The sequence below is a fragment of the Arthrobacter sp. D3-18 genome (assembly GCF_054408525.1).
The window spans coordinates 2,609,087-2,625,842 of record NZ_CP096440.1; the positions used below are offsets into that span (position 1 = coordinate 2,609,087).

13 protein-coding genes are annotated in these 16,756 nt (G+C 62.7%); 2 read left to right on the plus strand and 11 right to left on the minus strand.

The features are described from left to right. The first annotated feature begins 1 nt into the window (after position 1). The gene (locus M1D89_RS14190) at positions 2–607 is read left to right on the plus strand and encodes an ANTAR domain-containing response regulator (protein WP_011774540.1); all 606 of its coding nucleotides are present in this window, start codon (positions 2–4) and stop codon (positions 605–607) included. A 126-nt stretch (positions 608–733) separates the two neighbouring features. Here the strand turns inward: M1D89_RS14190 and pyk are convergent, their stop codons facing one another. The 11 genes from pyk to hisI form a co-directional block, all read right to left on the minus strand. Then, complete coding sequence (gene pyk / locus M1D89_RS14195) at positions 734–2,227, minus strand: pyruvate kinase (RefSeq protein WP_402937244.1); 1,494 nt, start codon at positions 2,225–2,227, stop codon at positions 734–736. Between the two features lie 54 nt (positions 2,228–2,281). Then, positions 2,282–3,739: a glutamate synthase subunit beta gene (locus M1D89_RS14200; protein WP_364309467.1), complete on the minus strand. Its 1,458-nt coding sequence runs from the start codon at positions 3,737–3,739 to the stop codon at positions 2,282–2,284. Further along, positions 3,732–8,345, minus strand: coding sequence for a glutamate synthase large subunit (gene gltB / locus M1D89_RS14205; RefSeq protein WP_402937246.1), 4,614 nt, complete (start codon positions 8,343–8,345; stop codon positions 3,732–3,734). The genes M1D89_RS14200 and gltB overlap by 8 nt, the downstream gene beginning before the upstream one ends. 259 nt (positions 8,346–8,604) lie before the next feature. Continuing rightward, entirely contained in the window at positions 8,605–9,759 is a 1,155-nt protein-coding gene (gene lgt, locus M1D89_RS14210; RefSeq protein WP_498644409.1) for a prolipoprotein diacylglyceryl transferase, read from the minus strand. Positions 9,760–9,780: 21 nt separating this feature from the next. Further along, positions 9,781–10,593: a tryptophan synthase subunit alpha gene (gene trpA, locus M1D89_RS14215; RefSeq protein ID WP_498644411.1), complete on the minus strand. Its 813-nt coding sequence runs from the start codon at positions 10,591–10,593 to the stop codon at positions 9,781–9,783. Then, a complete protein-coding gene (gene trpB / locus M1D89_RS14220) occupies positions 10,593–11,969 on the minus strand; it encodes a tryptophan synthase subunit beta (RefSeq protein ID WP_498644413.1) in 1,377 nt (458 codons plus the stop codon). Before trpB ends, trpA begins: the two co-directional genes overlap by 1 nt. Positions 11,970–12,083: 114 nt before the next feature. After that, positions 12,084–12,902, minus strand: coding sequence for an indole-3-glycerol phosphate synthase TrpC (gene trpC / locus M1D89_RS14225; protein ID WP_498644415.1), 819 nt, complete (start codon positions 12,900–12,902; stop codon positions 12,084–12,086). Positions 12,903–12,904: 2 nt separating this feature from the next. Further along, positions 12,905–13,177, minus strand: coding sequence for an HGxxPAAW family protein (locus M1D89_RS14230; RefSeq protein WP_011774532.1), 273 nt, complete (start codon positions 13,175–13,177; stop codon positions 12,905–12,907). A 132-nt stretch (positions 13,178–13,309) separates the two neighbouring features. Continuing rightward, positions 13,310–13,915 (minus strand): Trp biosynthesis-associated membrane protein, encoded by a 606-nt coding sequence (locus M1D89_RS14235; protein WP_498644417.1) that lies wholly within the window; start codon positions 13,913–13,915, stop codon positions 13,310–13,312. Next, positions 13,912–15,495: an anthranilate synthase component I gene (locus tag M1D89_RS14240; RefSeq protein WP_498644419.1), complete on the minus strand. Its 1,584-nt coding sequence runs from the start codon at positions 15,493–15,495 to the stop codon at positions 13,912–13,914. Before M1D89_RS14240 ends, M1D89_RS14235 begins: the two co-directional genes overlap by 4 nt. 57 nt (positions 15,496–15,552) lie before the next feature. Next, a complete protein-coding gene (gene hisI / locus M1D89_RS14245) occupies positions 15,553–15,969 on the minus strand; it encodes a phosphoribosyl-AMP cyclohydrolase (RefSeq protein ID WP_498644421.1) in 417 nt (138 codons plus the stop codon). An 89-nt stretch (positions 15,970–16,058) separates the two neighbouring features. Between hisI and M1D89_RS14250 the strand changes: the two genes are divergently transcribed. After that, positions 16,059–16,703, plus strand: coding sequence for a TIGR03085 family metal-binding protein (locus M1D89_RS14250; protein WP_402937575.1), 645 nt, complete (start codon positions 16,059–16,061; stop codon positions 16,701–16,703). Positions 16,704–16,756: the final 53 nt, after the last annotated feature.

The following is a 16,756-nucleotide window of genomic DNA, read 5'->3' on the forward strand; positions in this document are numbered from 1 at the left end:
CGTGACCGAACAGACGGAGTCCACGTCCACAGCCCAGCCGGCCCGACGCGTTGTCGTAGCCGAGGATGAGACCCTCATCCGCCTGGACATTATCGAGATTTTGAAGGGCGAGGGGTACGACGTCGTCGGCGAGGCAGACAACGGCGAGAAGGCCGTACAGCTGGCCGAGGAGCTCAAGCCTGACCTTGTCCTCATGGATGTGAAGATGCCTGTCATGGACGGCATTTCGGCGGCTGAGAAGATCGTCAAGGCACGCATTGCCCCTGTGGTGCTGCTGACCGCTTTCAGTCAGAAGGAACTGGTGGAGCGCGCACGCGACGCCGGCGCCATGGCTTACGTCGTCAAGCCGTTCTCCCCCGCAGACCTGATCCCAGCCATCGAGATCGCCCTTTCCCGCCATGAGGAGATCAAGGCGCTCGAGAACGAGGTTTCCGACCTCCAGGAGCAGTTCGCCACGCGCAAGCTTGTAGAGCGCGCCAAGAGCCTCCTGACCACCAAGATGGGCCTCACGGAGCCGGAAGCGTTCCGCTGGATCCAGAAGACCTCCATGGACCGTCGCCTCAGCATGCGTGAGGTTGCCGAAACCATCATCAACCAGGTCAACTAACCCAAAGCAACACGCGACGGCGGCCGCTCACCTCACGCGAGGTGGGCGGCCGCCGTCGTAATCACCAAGAAACAAAAAATGCGGGCCCCGCCAAAAGGCGGGGCCCGCACCCAAGAAACCGAGAACTTAGCTCTTGGCCTTGGACTTCTTTTCCGGCCAAGGGCCAACGGGTTCCTTACGTGAACCGTCGTCGGTCTTGGAGGTGTCGGCGAGGTCGCCTACCTTGTGGACCTTCAGCGAGTTCGTGGAACCGGCCTGTCCTGGAGGGGACCCGGCAGCGATGACAACCAGGTCGCCTTCGTCCACGAGATCCATTTCCAGCAGGCTCTTGTCCACCTGTGCAGTCATCTCGTCGGTGTGGCCCACGGAGGGAACCAGCACCGGCTGGATGCCCCAGGTGAGTGCCAACTGGTTCCAGACGTGCTCCACCGGAGTGAACGCGAAGACCGGCTTGACCGGACGCAGGCGCGAGAGACGTCGTGCAGAGTCGCCGGACTGGGTGAAAGTACAGATGTACTTGGCGTCCAGCTGGTCGGCGATCTCGACGGCGGCACGGGTGATGGCGCCACCACGGGTCTTGGGCTTGGTTCCCAGCGGGGGGACGCGCTCAAGGCCGTGGACTTCGGTGGACTCGATGATCCGGGCCATGACCTTGACGGTCTCAATGGGGTACTGGCCCACAGAGGTTTCGCCGGAGAGCATGACTGCATCGGCGCCGTCGAGGACCGCGTTGGCGCAGTCGGATGCCTCGGCGCGCGTCGGACGCGGGTTGTCGATCATGGATTCCAGGACCTGGGTTGCCACGATGACCGGCTTGGCCCAACGGCGTGCCAGTTCAATGGCGCGCTTCTGGACGATCGGCACCTCTTCGAGCGGCAGTTCGACACCGAGGTCACCACGGGCAACCATGATCGCATCGAAGGCGTCGATGATTTCGTGGAGTTGCTCCACGGCCTGCGGCTTTTCGATCTTTGCGATCACGGGAACACGGCGGCCTTCTTCATCCATGATCTCGTGGACGCGCTTGATGTCAGAGGCATCTCGCACGAACGAGAGGGCAATGAGGTCGGCGCCGCGCTTGAGGGCCCAACGGAGGTCGTCCTCGTCCTTTTCGCTCAAGGCGGGGACGTTGACGGCAACACCGGGCAGGTTGATGCCCTTGTTGTTGGAGACCTTGCCACCAACCGTGACGGTGGTGACAACCTTGACGTCGTCAACCTCGAGGGCTCGCAGAGCCACCTTGCCATCGTCAATGAGCAGGGCGTCGCCCACGTTGACGTCTTCGGTGAGGCTCTTCAGCGTGGTGGAGCAGATGTCCTTGGTGCCCGGGACGTCTTCGGTGGTGATGGTGAAAGTGTCGCCCACGGCCAGCTCGTGCGGGCCGTCAACAAAGCGACCCAAGCGGATCTTGGGTCCCTGAAGGTCGGCCATGATGGCCACGGGCTTGCCCAGCTGGGCGGCAGCCTTGCGGACGTTTTCGTAGGTGGTGTCATGCACGGAGTAGTCGCCGTGGCTCATATTCATACGAGCAACGTCGACGCCGGCCTCCAGCACCGCGAGGGTGTTGTCGAAGCTGGAGATAGCCGGGCCGAAAGTTGCCACAATTTTCGCGCGTCTCATATACCTACCCTAAGTAGTCATGCTGATTGAGTAAAAGAAGTGTTCCTGCCGGCGCTATAAGACCGCTATCGCCCGGTCGGTGGGGGCGACCGGTGCCGGGAGGATGGTGCTTCCCATCAGGAACCTGTCCACTGCAGCCGCGCAAGCACGGCCTTCCGCAATGGCCCACACAATCAGTGACTGGCCACGTCCGGCATCACCGGCAACGAACACACCCTCGGTGTTCGTCATGTAGTAGCCGTCGCGGGCAACGTTGCCCCGACCGTCGAATTCTGCACTGACCTGCTCCGTGATACCTGCCGGCTCAGCACCGGTAAAGCCCAGGCTCAAGAACACAAGGTCAGCTGGAATGATTCGTTCTGTACCGGCCTTGGGCAGGCGCTTGCCGTCCACGAACTCGGTCTCAGCAACTTTGACGCCCGTGAGCTTGCCGTTTTCTCCGACGAACTCAACGGTTGACGCAAGGTAGGTACGCTCGCCGCCTTCTTCGTGGGCGCTGGCGACCTCGAAAAGGGTGGGGAACGTCGGCCACGGCTGGTGGGTGGCACGTTCTGCGGGCGGCTGCTTGCCGATCGCGAGCGTGGTCACCGAGGCAGCCTGGTGGCGGTGGGCGGTGCCGATGCAGTCAGCACCGGTATCGCCACCGCCAAGGATGACAACATGCTTGCCGCGGGCATCAATGTGGTTCTCAGGGTTCTCCCCCGCCACCTTGCGGTTGGACGGAACAAGGTAATCCATGGCGAAGTGGACACCCTCGAGGTCACGGCCAGGGATGGGAAGGTCGCGCGGGACGGTGGCACCGGTGGCGACAACAACGGCGTCGTAACGGCGTCGCAGCTGTTCCCAGGTGACGTCGGTACCAACAGCGACGCCGGTCCGGAAGCGCGTGCCTTCGGCCTTCATCTGCTCCAGGCGACGGTCAACCTGTTCTTTCTCCATTTTGAAGTCGGGGATACCGTAGCGGAGCAAGCCGCCGATCTTGTCGTCGCGCTCATACACAGCAACAGTGTGGCCCACGCGGGTCAGCTGCTGTGCCACGGCCAAGCCGGCGGGACCGGAACCAACCACGGCCACCGTCTTGCCGGTAAGGCGTGTGGGCGGCAGGGGCTGAACCCAGTCGTTGTCGAAAGCTTGGTCAATGATCGAAACCTCAACCTGCTTGATGGTCACGGCAGGCTGGTTGATACCGAGCACGCAGGACGCTTCACAGGGTGCAGGACACAGACGGCCCGTGAACTCGGGAAAGTTGTTCGTGGCGTGAAGTCGCTCAATAGCTTCTTCACCCTTGTCCCGCCACACGAGGTCGTTCCACTCGGGAATGAGGTTACCCAGCGGGCAGCCCTGGTGGCAGAACGGAACGCCGCAATCCATGCAGCGGCCGGCCTGGCTCTTCAGGACACCCTTTTCCTGGGCTTCGTACACTTCTTTCCAGTCCATGATGCGGACGGGAACGGGACGGCGTGGCTGCGTCTCGCGCTGCCGGACTTTCAGAAATCCGCGTGGATCAGCCACCGGTTACCTCCAGGATTCGAGACCATACTTCTTCGCCATCGGGGTCAAGGCCCTCTTCGATGGCGTCGAGACGGGTTTGCAGGACTGCGGCGTAGTCGCGCGGCAGTACTTTGGTGATGCGGGCGGCGGTGTCGTCGAAGTTCTCGAGCAGACGGCCGGCCAGGACGGATTCGGTTTCCTCAACGTGCTTGGTGAGCAGGCCGTGGACAATGTCGCGGTCCTCGGCGTCGAGCTCCAGGAGCTGGAGTTCACCGGTATCGAGGGCCATCTTGTTGACGCGCTCAGGCTGCAGGTCCAGTACGTAGGCAGTACCACCGGACATGCCTGCACCGAAGTTGCGGCCTGTGCGGCCGATGATCAGTGTCTGGCCACCGGTCATATATTCGCAACCGTGATCGCCAATACCTTCGACGACGGCGGTCGCACCGGAGTTACGGACCAGGAAGCGTTCACCAACCTGGCCACGCAGGAACATTTCACCGCTGGTGGCGCCATAACCGATCACGTTGCCGGCAATGACGTTGCGCTCCGCCTGGAACACGTTGGTGCGGTCCGGGCGAACGATGATGCGTCCACCGGAGAGGCCCTTGCCGACGTAGTCGTTGGAGTCACCGAACATGCGCAGCGTGATACCGGCAGGCAGGAAAGCCCCGAGGGACTGGCCAGCAGTACCGTTCAGCGTCACATCGATCGTATCGGTCGCCAGCACATCGGTGCTGAACGTCTTGGTCACCACGTGGCCGAGCATCGTACCCACGGAACGGTCCGTGTTGATGACGTCCAGGGTGATCTTGACGGGCATGCGGTCGCTGAGTGCTTCCTGCGCCATGGTGATCAGCCGCTGGTCAAAGTGCTTGTCCAGCTCGTGGTTCTGGCCGGTCATGTTGCGCAGCGGCACGTCGTCGTCGAACTCGAGCCCATGCAGGATGGGGTCGAGGTCCAGGCCTTCGGCCTTCCAGTGGTTGATGGCTTCGCGGGTGTCCAGGACTTCGGCGTGGCCGATTGCCTCTTCCAGGCTGCGGAATCCGAGCTCGGCCAGGATTTCGCGGACTTCTTCTGCGAGGAACTCGAAGAAGTTGACCACGAATTCGGGCTTGCCGTTGAACCGGGAGCGAAGCTCGGGGTTCTGCGTGGCAACACCCACGGGGCAGGTATCCAAGTGGCAGACGCGCATCATGATGCAGCCGGAGACCACCAGCGGAGCCGTAGCGAAGCCGTATTCCTCGCCACCCAGCAGGGCAGCAATGACAACGTCGCGTCCGGTCTTGAGCTGGCCGTCAACCTGAACCACCACGCGGTCGCGCAGACCGTTGAGCATGAGGGTCTGCTGGGTCTCGGCAAGGCCAAGTTCCCAAGGCACACCCGCGTGCTTCAGCGAGTTCAGCGGCGAGGCGCCGGTACCGCCGTCGTGACCTGAAACAAGCACGACGTCGGCCTTGGCCTTGGTGACGCCGGACGCCACCGTGCCGATCCCGACTTCCGAAACGAGCTTTACGTGCACGCGGGCCGAAGGGTTGGCGCGCTTGGCATCGTAGATGAGCTGCGCGAGGTCTTCGATCGAGTAGATGTCGTGGTGCGGGGGCGGTGAAATGAGTCCGACGCCGGGGGTGGAGTGACGCGTCCGGGCTACCCAGGGGTAGACCTTCTGGGCCATCAGCTGGCCACCTTCGCCGGGCTTGGCACCCTGCGCCATCTTGATCTGGATGTCATCGGCGTTGGTCAGGTACAGGCTGGTGACGCCGAAACGGCCGGAAGCGATCTGCTTGATGGCAGAGCGGCGCTCCGGGTCCAGCAGGCGATCAACGTCCTCGCCACCTTCACCGGTGTTGGACTTGGCGCCCAGACGGTTCATGGCAATTGCCAGGGTCTCGTGGGCTTCCTTCGAGATGGAGCCGTAGCTCATTGCACCCGTGGAGAAACGCTTCACGATGCTGGAGACAGGCTCCACTTCCTCGAGCGGAACAGCCGGACGGACTCCGTCCTTGAACTTGAGGAGCCCGCGGAGGGTCATCAGGTTCTCGGATTGATCGTCAATGCCCTTGGTGTAGGACTTGAAGATGTCGTAGCGGCGTTCGCGGGTGGCGTGCTGCAGGCGGAACACCGTCTCCGGGTTGAAGAGGTGTGGTTCGCCGTCGCGGCGCCACTGGTATTCGCCGCCTCCGAGCAACGGCTGGTGCGGGTGCTCGATGCCGCCTTCCGGGTACGCCATCTGGTGGCGTGCCGAAACTTCCGCGGCAATGACGTCCAGGCCGACGCCGCCCAGCTGGGAGTGCGTGCCGGAGAAGAATTCGTCTACGAGCTCCTGGGACAAGCCCAGTGCTTCGAAGGTTTGGGCGCCCGTGTAGGAAGCAACAGTGGAGATGCCCATCTTGGACATGATCTTCAGGACACCCTTGCCGAGGCCCTTGATGAGGTTGTAGACACCGTCTTCCGGCGTTACGCCCACAACGTCGCCGTTGGAGATCAGCTGTTCCACCGACTCCATGGCCAGGTACGGGTTGACGGCAGAAGCACCGTAACCAATGAGGACTGCCACGTGGTGCGTCTCGCGGACGTCGCCGGCCTCCACCACAAGCGCGGTCTTGGTTCGGTTGGCGCTGCGGAGCAGGTGGTGATGGACTGCGCTGACCAGCAGAAGTGAAGGAATCGGAGCCCACTGCGCGTTCGAGTCACGGTCGGACAGCACAACGTACTGCACGCCACGGTTGATTGCACCGGAGACCTGCTCGCAGATCTCGGTCAGGCGTGCACGGAGTGCCGCTTCTCCACCCTCCGGGCGGTAAAGGCCGCGGACCTTCATGGCGATGCGGTCGCCGTCGGGACTTTCGATGTTCGCGATCTTGGCGAGCTGATCGTTGTTGATCACGGGGAACGGCAGGGAGATCTGCGGCTGGCGGACCTGCTTGCCATCCAAGAGGTTGCCGTTGGGACCGATGGCGCACTTCAGTGACGTGACCAACTCTTCGCGGATAGCGTCCAGCGGAGGGTTGGTGACCTGGGCGAAGGACTGCACGAAGTAGTCGAACAACAGGCGCGGACGCTTGGAGAGCACAGCCACCGGAGTGTCCGAACCCATGGCGCCCAAGGGCTCAGCGCCGGTGCGGGACATCGGTCCGAGCAGGATCTTCAGTTCTTCGGTGGTGTAGCCGAAGGTCCGCTGACGGATGTTCACCGACGCAGCCGTGTGAACAACGTGCTCGCGCTCGGGGAGCTCGTTGATGTCGATCAGGTTGTCCTTGAGCCACTCGGCCCACGGGTTTGCTGCAGCGACCTCGGCCTTGACCTCGGCGTCGTCGATGATGCGTCCGGCCTCAGTGTCCACCAGGAACATCTTGCCGGGAGCAACGCGACCCTTCTTGACCACGTTGGACGGCTCCACCTCGATCACGCCAACTTCGGAGGCGAAGATGATGAGGCCGTCTTCGGTGATCCAGTAGCGTCCCGGGCGCAGGCCATTGCGGTCCAGCGTGGCGCCCACGAGGTTTCCGTCGGTGAAGGAGACAGCGGCCGGGCCATCCCACGGCTCCATGAGCAGTGAGTGGTACTCGTAAAACGCACGGCGTGCGGGATCCATGGTGGCATGGTTTTCCCACGCTTCCGGGATCATCATCATGATGGAGTGCGTGATGGGGCGGCCGGACAGCCAGAGGAGCTCGGCTACCTCGTCGAAGGAAGCGGAGTCCGAGGCACCAGGGGTGCAGATCGGGTACAGCTCTTCGGGGACGGAGCCCAGCAGCGGGCTGGCCAGCTGGGACTGACGGGCACGCATCCAGTTGCGGTTGCCCTTGACCGTGTTGATCTCACCATTGTGGGCGATGGTGCGGAAAGGCTGCGCCAACGGCCAGGACGGGAACGTGTTGGTGGAGAAGCGCGAGTGCACGATTGCGAGCTTCGTCTTGAAGCGCTTGTCCGAAAGGTCCGGGTAGAACGGCTCCAGTTGGGCGGTGGTCAGCATGCCCTTGTACACAATGGTGCGCGACGACAGCGACGGGAAGTACACGCCGAACTTGTTCTGGGCACGCTTGCGGATACGCCAGGCGCGGGAGTCCAGCTCGTTGTGCTCAAGCTGCTCACCGGTGGCGGAGGCAAAGAACGGCTGGGAGAAGTACGGCATACAGGCCCGTGCCATGGCGCCTACGAGGTCAGCGACCACGGGAACCTCGCGCCAACCGAGAACCGTCAGGCCCTCGTCAGCGGCAAGGGCCTCGATGCCGGCCTTCGCAGTCTCTGCTTCGCGGGACTCAGCAGGAAGGAAGGCGGTACCAACCACGTACTGGCCTGGGGCAGGCAGTTCGAATTCGGTGACGGCCCTGAAGAACTCGTCCGGAACCTGCATGAGCAGGCCCGCACCGTCGCCGGTGCCTTCATCGGCGCCCACGGCGCCGCGGTGTTCGAGATTGCGGAGGGCGGTCAATGCCGCTTCCACGATGTCGTATCCCGGTTCCCCGCGGAGCGTGGCAATAATGGCCAGGCCGCAGGCGTCCTTCTCCTTGTCAGGGTTGTAAAGACCCTGAGCCTCCGGGAGCGCGGCAAAGCGCTTGAATGGAGACATGGCACCCTGAGGTTCGATATTTTCGGACCAACCGGGGTTATGAAGATGGGTCATGGGAGACGTCCTTCCTCGGAATCGTGCGTATGGAAGGGACAACGTTGGCCCCACCTTGCCTGCCCTGTGACGGGCACAACAAAGCGCTAGTAATTGGAATTGTAGGCCAGCCGATCCAGCGCAACGAACAGTTACGCAGACCTCTGGCCCCGGCTTGACCAGTGAACATCGGTATGCTGCGATCCGGTTTCCGGGGTGCCACGACGCTGTGGACTGGGCCCTACGAGCGGTGACTCTGTTGCCCCTTTACCGAACGCGACTACTTGGTGTCGTCTGCCTTCGGCGTGGATCCGGGGGCCTTCCTTGCGGCAGTAGCAGCAGATGTGGAACCGGTGCCGGACGTCCTGTCCTTATCCCTGTCCCCTGCTGATTCCTGCGGCTCGTCAACGTGGCCCGGATCGCTTTGGTTATCTGGGAGATTACCACGCGAACCAGTATCTGAGACAGATGCGTCCACATCTTGACTGGTGACGCTGGTCACCGCTGCGGGCTCTTTTTCCGCCTTCTTCTCCGGCTCCCGGCCCGGCAAATAAGGGGTGTCCGGTACCGGACGGCCCCGCCTGCCAAGGATAAAGAAGATGGCCAGCGCTGCAATAAAGACGAAGATGCTGGTCCAGACATTGAGCCTGGTAGTGATGCCGAAGAGGCTGATTTGTTCAGCATCATCAATGCGCAGCGCTTCAATCCACACACGGCCCAAGGTGTAGTACACGGCGTACAGCCAGAAGAGCCGGCCCCAACGGAAGTTGAACTTTTTGTCCAGGAGCAGCAGGATGGCCACCCCAACGAGGTTCCACAACATTTCGTAAAGGAACGTCGGGTGGAAGAGCGTACCGGCAGCCATATCCGGCGGGAAATTCGCATTGGCGGGATCGATTCCGAGTCCCCAGGGCAAGGTGGTGGGCGCACCGAAGAGTTCCTGGTTGAACCAGTTACCCAAGCGGCCAATGGCCTGTGCCAGCAACAAGCCAGGAGCAGCGGCGTCGAGGAAAGCGGTCAATTTGACGCCCGCCCGCCGGCAGCCGATCCAGGCACCTACCGCACCAAGGATCACGGCACCCCAAATGCCCAAACCGCCGCGCTGGATCTGAGGTATCAGGGAAAGGTCCCCCGTGCCATCAAAACCCGGGCCGAAGTACGCGTCCGGCGAAGAGAACACGTGGTAGAGGCGGCCGCCGATGATGCCGAAGGGAATAGCCCAGATGGCGATGTCCCATAGGCTGCCCTCCGGGGTTCCACGGCGCTTCCAACGGGTGGACGTCAGCCACAAGCCAACGATGATGCCCGCCAAGATGCAGAGGGCGTAAGCGTGGATGCGCAACGTCCCCCACGGCAGCGGAATGTCGAAACCGGACCACGACGGGCTCGGGATACTCAAGGGGACCATTGCCGCAGCGTGGAGGACGGTCTGCATTCGCTTCGCTGTTTCCTTTTCCTAGGCTTCTGCAGCTGCGCGGCCCAAGCCGGCGCTGAGGTTCTTGGTGAGCTGTCCGACGGCGTCCACGCCGCCATCGCGGAGCGCCGCCACCAAAGCGGTGCCCACGATCACGCCGTCCGCGTAGGCGGCGATTTCGCGGACGTGATCCGGGTTGGAGACGCCCAAGCCGACGCAGACGCGTTCGGCTCCGGCCGCATGGGCACGGGCAACCACATCTTCAGCACTGCTGCTGACGGAGGTGCGTGTTCCGGTAACACCCATGATGGAGACGGCGTAAACGAATCCACGGCTTGCCTTGACCGTCATGTCCAGTCGTTCCGGAGTGGACGAGGGTGCCACAAGGAACACCCGGTCCAAACCGTACTTGTCCGAGGCTTCGAACCATTCATGGGCCTCGTCGGGTACCAGGTCGGGCGTGATGAGTCCTGCTCCCCCGGCTTCGGCCAGCCTTCGGGCGAACTCGTCTACGCCCATGCGCATCACGGGGTTCCAGTACGTCATGACCAGAACTGCCGCATCGGTAGCTGCCGTAATGCCGGCAACCACGTCAAAGACGTGGGCAACGCGGAAGCCATTGGAGATCGCTTCTGTGGTGGCGGCCTGAATGACCGGTCCGTCCATCACGGGATCGGAGTACGGGATTCCGATTTCGATCAAGTCAGCACCGTTGCGGGCCAGGGCTATGCCGGCCTCAATGCTCTCCTGGACCGTGGGGTAGCCCGCGGGAAGGTAGCCCACCAGGGCGGCGCGCCCTTCTGCTTTGGCGCGATCAATGGCGACGGCGGATTTGCTGGCGAATTCTTCAGTCATCAGTTCTGGTCCTCGTTGACATCCACGGCTGCTTCGGACGTGCGCTCGGTGGGCCCCTTGGGCTTGCGCGTGGACAACGTGGTGCCCTTGACGTGCCCTTCCTCATCCAACATGTTGAACCAGGCAGCGGCAGTTTCCACGTCCTTGTCCCCACGTCCGGACAGGTTGACGATCACTGTCACGTCCGACGGCGTGTCCTTGCCTTCGGTGAGCCGCTTGCCGATCTTGATGGCACCGGCCAGGGCGTGAGAGGACTCAATGGCGGGGATGATGCCTTCGGTCCGGCACAGCAGGCTGAACGCATCCATGGCCTCGGTGTCGGTCACGGCCTCGTAGGTCACACGCCCGATGTCGGCCAAGTACGAGTGCTCCGGTCCGACACTCGGGTAATCCAAGCCGGCCGAAATGGAGTGGGATTCGATGGTCTGGCCGTCTTCGTCCTGCATGAGGTACGAACGGGCACCGTGGAGTACGCCTGGACGGCCCAGGGAGATGGCTGCAGCGTGGCGGCCCGTCTCTACACCTTCGCCGCCGGCTTCGAAGCCGTAAATCTTCACGGAAGCGTCATCGAGGAAGGCGTGGAACAAACCGATCGCGTTCGAGCCACCACCGATACACGCAGCGATAGCGTCGGGAAGCCTGCCCGTTTGCTCCAGGATCTGGCTGCGTGCTTCTTCACCAATGACTTCGTGGAAGTAGCGGACCATCGCAGGGAACGGGTGCGCACCAGCTGCAGTGCCCAGAAGGTAGTGGGTGTGCTCCACGTTGGAAACCCAATCCCGGAGGGCATCGTTGATGGCGTCCTTGAGCGTCTGGGAACCATTGGTCACCGGAACCACCGTGGCGCCGAGCAGCTGCATGCGGGCCACGTTCAAGGCCTGCCGGCGGCAATCCTCAGCACCCATGTACACCACGCACTCGAGGCCCAGCAAGGCTGCGGCCGTGGCACTTGCCACGCCGTGCTGACCGGCACCGGTCTCGGCAATAACGCGGGTCTTGCCCATGCGCTTCGCCAGGAGTGCTTGGCCCAGCACGTTGTTGATTTTGTGGGAGCCAGTGTGGTTGAGGTCCTCGCGCTTGAGGAAAATACGTGCTCCTCCGGCGTGCTCCGAGAAGCGCTTGGCTTCGGTCAGCAGGGAAGGCCTGCCGGAGTAGTTCTTGTTGAGGTCCTTCAGCTGCGCGATGAAATCGGGATCAGCTTTGGCCTTTTCAAAAGTGTCCTGGACTTCGTCCAGGGCGGCGATGAGCGACTCGGGCATCCAGCGTCCGCCATAGCTGCCAAAGTAGGGCCCCGATGCGTTCCGCAGCGAAGGGCCGCCTTGGAGGAATGCGTCCGCCGCATTCTCTTCTGAGCCGGCTGTTGGCGCGTCGACCATCAGTCTCACCGTCCTGTTCCAGTTAGTTCATTGGGTAGTTCCACGTGCCACAAGGCAGCCGCAGGCTTCTGCCCGGGCTGCCTTGCAACTATTCGCCGTGATTCAGTTACTGCCTCAGTTCCTGACGGCGATGGCGGCAGCTCCAGCTGCCTTGAATTCAGTGATGCGTTCGCGCGGCGTGGAGTCGCTGACCAGCGCCTCCCCCACCAGGATGGCGTTGGCACCAGCCGAGGCATAATGCGCGACGTCCTCGGGACCCCTGACGCCGGATTCCGCCACGATGACGGACTCAGCCGGAATCAAACCGGCCAACGAACCGAAAACGGAGCGATCGACGTCGAGCGTTTTGAGGTTGCGGACATTGATGCCGATGATTTTGGCCTGCGCCGCAACTGCGCGCTCGATCTCTTCCTCGGTGTGCGTTTCCACCAGCACGTTCATCCCGAGCTCGTGGCTCAGCGCACTGAAGTCGGCAAGCTCCGAGTCGGACAATGCCGCGACGATGAGCAGGATGAGGTCGGCTCCGTGGGCACGGGCTTCCCAGATCTGGTACTCGTCAACGGTGAAGTCCTTACGCAACAGCGGCGTTTCGACGGCGGCGCGCACCGCATCGAGGTCCGCCAGCGAACCGCCGAACCGGCGCTGCTCGGTAAGGACGCTGATGACGGAAGCCCCGCCGTCGGAATACTGCACAGCGAGCGACGCAGGATCGGCGATGGAGGCCAGGTCACCCTTGGAGGGGCTGCGGCGCTTGATTTCAGCGATGACTTTGAGGTCGTTGCGGATGGATGACGGGCCACCAAGGGCCGCCCAGGCATCACGAGCGGGAGCAGCGTTTGCGGCGCGCTCCTTCAGCTCCGCGAGGGACAGTAGGCCGCGGCGGGCCTCCATGTCCTCCTTGACTCCAACAATAATGTCATCAAGTACGGTCACGATTAGTGGCCGTTGTTCTGCAGCTTGCTGCCGCCAACTCCGTAGCCTGCCTTACGCATGACGAAGCCCACGATCAGGCCGATAACCATGACAACCAGTCCGCCGACGAAGATCGGGGTGCTGGCGATGACGAACGCGATGGAGGAAATCAGGGCACCGACCAGCATCACAAGTACGCACGTCCAGGCAGCCGGGCTGTTTCCGTGACCGATGGCGTCAGCGTGGCTGGCCATGGTGGATTCCGCTTGGTTGTTGGACACTGTGGTTTTGCTCATGTGAAATCTCCTCAGGATGAATACTGCTTACATTCTGCCATTTATTGACGACGGCCGGGACATCGCCTGACGTCAGCACAGCCAGTGTCGGCTTTGTTGCGCCTGACCCGCGTAAAAGTCTGCTGTGAGTGCCTACGTCGGGTCTTCGCCGCGCGAAAGGCTGTCCCAACTGTCGATCTCGTCCACCTGTTCGTTGGCGCTCTTCTTGCCGCGCGCCCCGGCGTCGTACTTGGTCCGCGAGGTCCAGTAGCGACCGGCCAGCGGCAGGGCAATGGCGCACACTGCCAGAAGGGAACCGGCAACGATGGCAAGGACCGGGAAGGCCGTGATTACTGCGTCGGCTTGCCCGCCCGAAACTCCCGTGGCTGCAGCGATTGATCCTTGTGCGGCACCGAGAGGATCCAGTATCACGGTGACTGCGGCGAGGATGATCCCGGCAGCAGACAAGGCGATGAGGACAGCGATGATCCAGCGGGCAATTTTTCCGGCAATGGAAGCAGCCAGGCCGCCGGCCAAGGCTACGACGGCCAACGCAGTGACCGCTGTGGCCGCCTTGCTTCCTTGGACGTGGAGGTCGCTGTTCGAAGCACCGGTGGGGTCCAGGCGCACCTCGATCCAGGTTTGCGTCGTGGCCCCAAAAACGGCCAATGCAAGGATGGTGGTGGCAAGAACCACCGTGGATTTCCGCGCCCACCGCGGCGACTGCCTCACGGAAGGCGCTGATGCTGCGGTGCTCATGAGGTGGGGGTCCCGTCGTCGGATTCTTCCGCGTTCCCCAGCGTGTCCGCGGCGATGTTCTGCAGCGACCCGGCCGTATGCACGGCCCGTAACGGTGCCGCGGCCTTGTTCACCGTCTCCAACGCTTCGGAGGGCTTGTGGGAATCAGCCACGATGCCACCGCCGGCCTGCACGTAGGCGCGGCCTTCACGGAGAAGGGCGGACCGAATGGCAATGGCCATATCCATATCGCCGGCAAAGTCCAAGTAGCCAACCACGCCACCGTAGATACCGCGCCGGTGGGGTTCGAGTTCGTCAAGCAGCCTTAGCGCGCGGGGCTTGGGCGCCCCGGACAAAGTGCCCGCCGGGAACGTCGCCTTGAGGACGTCGTAGGCCTTGGCGTGGGGAGCGAGCTCGCCGACCACAGTGGACACGAGGTGCATGATGTGGCTGAACCGCTCCACTTCCATGAACTGAGTGACGTCAACCGTTCCGGCCACACACACCTTGGAGAGGTCGTTGCGCGAAAGATCAACCAGCATCAGGTGCTCGGCGCGCTCTTTCTGATCGGCCAACAGTTCTGTCGCCAGGGCCTTATCGGCCTCAACCGTCTTGCCCCGGGGGCGGGAACCGGCGATGGGGTGCGTGATGACTTCCTCGCCCGTCACGGTCACCAAGGCTTCCGGTGACGAACCAACGATCGAGTACTCGCGACCGTCTGCATCCTCCAGGCTGAAGAGATACATGTAAGGGCTGGGATTGGTATTGCGCAGGACACGGTAGACATCCAGCGGGTCCGCGGCGCACTCCATTTCGAAGCGCCGGGAAATCACTACCTGGAAAACCTCACCGTCAACAATGGCTTCCTTGCCGCGATCAATGGCCTCCAAATACTTGGCTTCATCCCAGCGTTCCTGCACGCTGGAGGCGAAGTCCAGGGCCGCAGTTTCCAAGACGGAAACCGGCTGGGCAACAGGAGTGCTGATCTGGTCAAGCAACCCCTTCACCCGGGCTACGGCGTCGTGCCAGGCGTCATCCACACGCTCGGAACTGTCATCAAAGTTGATGGCATTGGCGATGAGGAGGACAGTGCCGTCCACATTGTCGTGCACCGCCATGTCGGTGACCAGGTTCAGTGCCATCTCCGGCAGCTGGAGGTCATCCTCGGGCGGGGACGTCAGCCGCTCCCAGTGACGCACGGCTTCCCAACCAAGGAAGCCAACCAAGCCGGAGGTGAACGGCGGCAGGCCGTCGAAGCGGTCAGTCTGCAGCGCGGCAATGGTGTCGCGAACAGCTTCCACCGGGTTGCCTGAAACCGGCACGCCAACGGGCGGCTCACCGATCCAGCGGGCTTCCCCGTCCTTGGTGGTCAGCGTCGCACGAGACTTGGAGCCAATGAAGGAATAGCGTGACCAAGCGCCGCCAACCGCTGCAGATTCCAGGAGGAAGGTACCCGGCTGCCCCTTGGCAAGTTTCCGGTACAGGCCGATGGGGGTCTCGGCGTCAGCCAAAACCTTGAGTCGGACAGGGATGACACGGCTGTGGACGGCGAGTTCGCGGAACTCTTCCAGGCCCGGGCTGATGATTCCAAGGTCCTGCATGGCTATGTTCTCCGCCTTATTGTCTGAGGTGGTGCGTCAGTGGAAAGTGTGGGTGCCTTATTCGCGGTGGCCCGTAACGACAGTGAAGTCGCGACCATCAAAACAGGTCCGGGTTCCGGTGTGGCAGGCGGCGCCAATCTGATCCACGCGGATCAGGAGGGCATCGCCGTCGCAGTCAAGGGCGACAGACTTCACGAACTGTACGTGTCCGGAGGTGTCGCCCTTGCGCCAGTACTCCTGGCGGGAGCGGGAGTAGAACGTGACCCTGCCGGACGTCATGGTGCGGTTGAGTGCCTCGTCATCCATCCAGCCGAGCATGAGGACCTCGTTGGTGTCGTGCTGCTGCACGATGGCCGCGACGAGGCCGGAAGGGTCCCTTTTGAGGGCGCTGGCGATCTCCTGCGGCAAGGGGCTCGCGGGGTCGCTGGAAAGCTCCGCGGCAGGAGTTGGGCTGGGGGCGGACTGCTCTGACATCAGATCAAGTCTAGTGCCTTCGGCGGGAGCCGGATTCTGCGGCGGTTCCACTGCGCAAGAGTGCTCCGATCGTGCTAGTTTCACAAGTGATGCATTTCGTCGATCCCTCCCGAGAAGTACTGGCCGAAACCCTGCTGGCGGCCGGGCCTGACTCCCCCACGCTCTGCGAAGGGTGGTTGACCCGGGATCTTGCCGCGCACTTGTACCTGCGCGAACGGAAGATCGCCGTGGGTCTGGGGCTCCTGATCCCCAGCCTGGGCAAGGCATCCGAAAAAGCCACCTCCAAACTCGCTGCCAAGCTGAAGAGTTCGGACGCCTACGCGGACCTCATCAAGACGTTCCGTGCAGGACCGCCGGCTCTTTCCCCGTTGAAGATCAAGGCGCTGGACGAGACGTCAAACCTCATTGAGTACTTCGTGCACACCGAGGACATTCGTCGCGCCGGTGACCGCTGGGCGCCCCGGGCGCTGGACGAAGCCTATTCGGACGCCCTTTGGGACGAACTGATCAAGCGTGCCGCGTTCCTGTACCGCGGCGTTGACCTGGGCATCGTGCTCGTACGCCCCACCGGCCCCCGCCACGTGGCCAAACGCGCGCCCGTGTCCGTGGCGATAGTTGGCGAGCCCGGCGAACTGCTTATGCACGCGCATGGCCGCACCAGCCAGGCCCTCGTCACTTTCGAAGGCCAGCCGGACGCCGTCGCGCTCCTGCAGTCCGCAGATATCGGCCTCTAACCACCCATAGTCTTAAACCAGCAATGGAGAGTCACCTTCAAGGTGACTCTCCA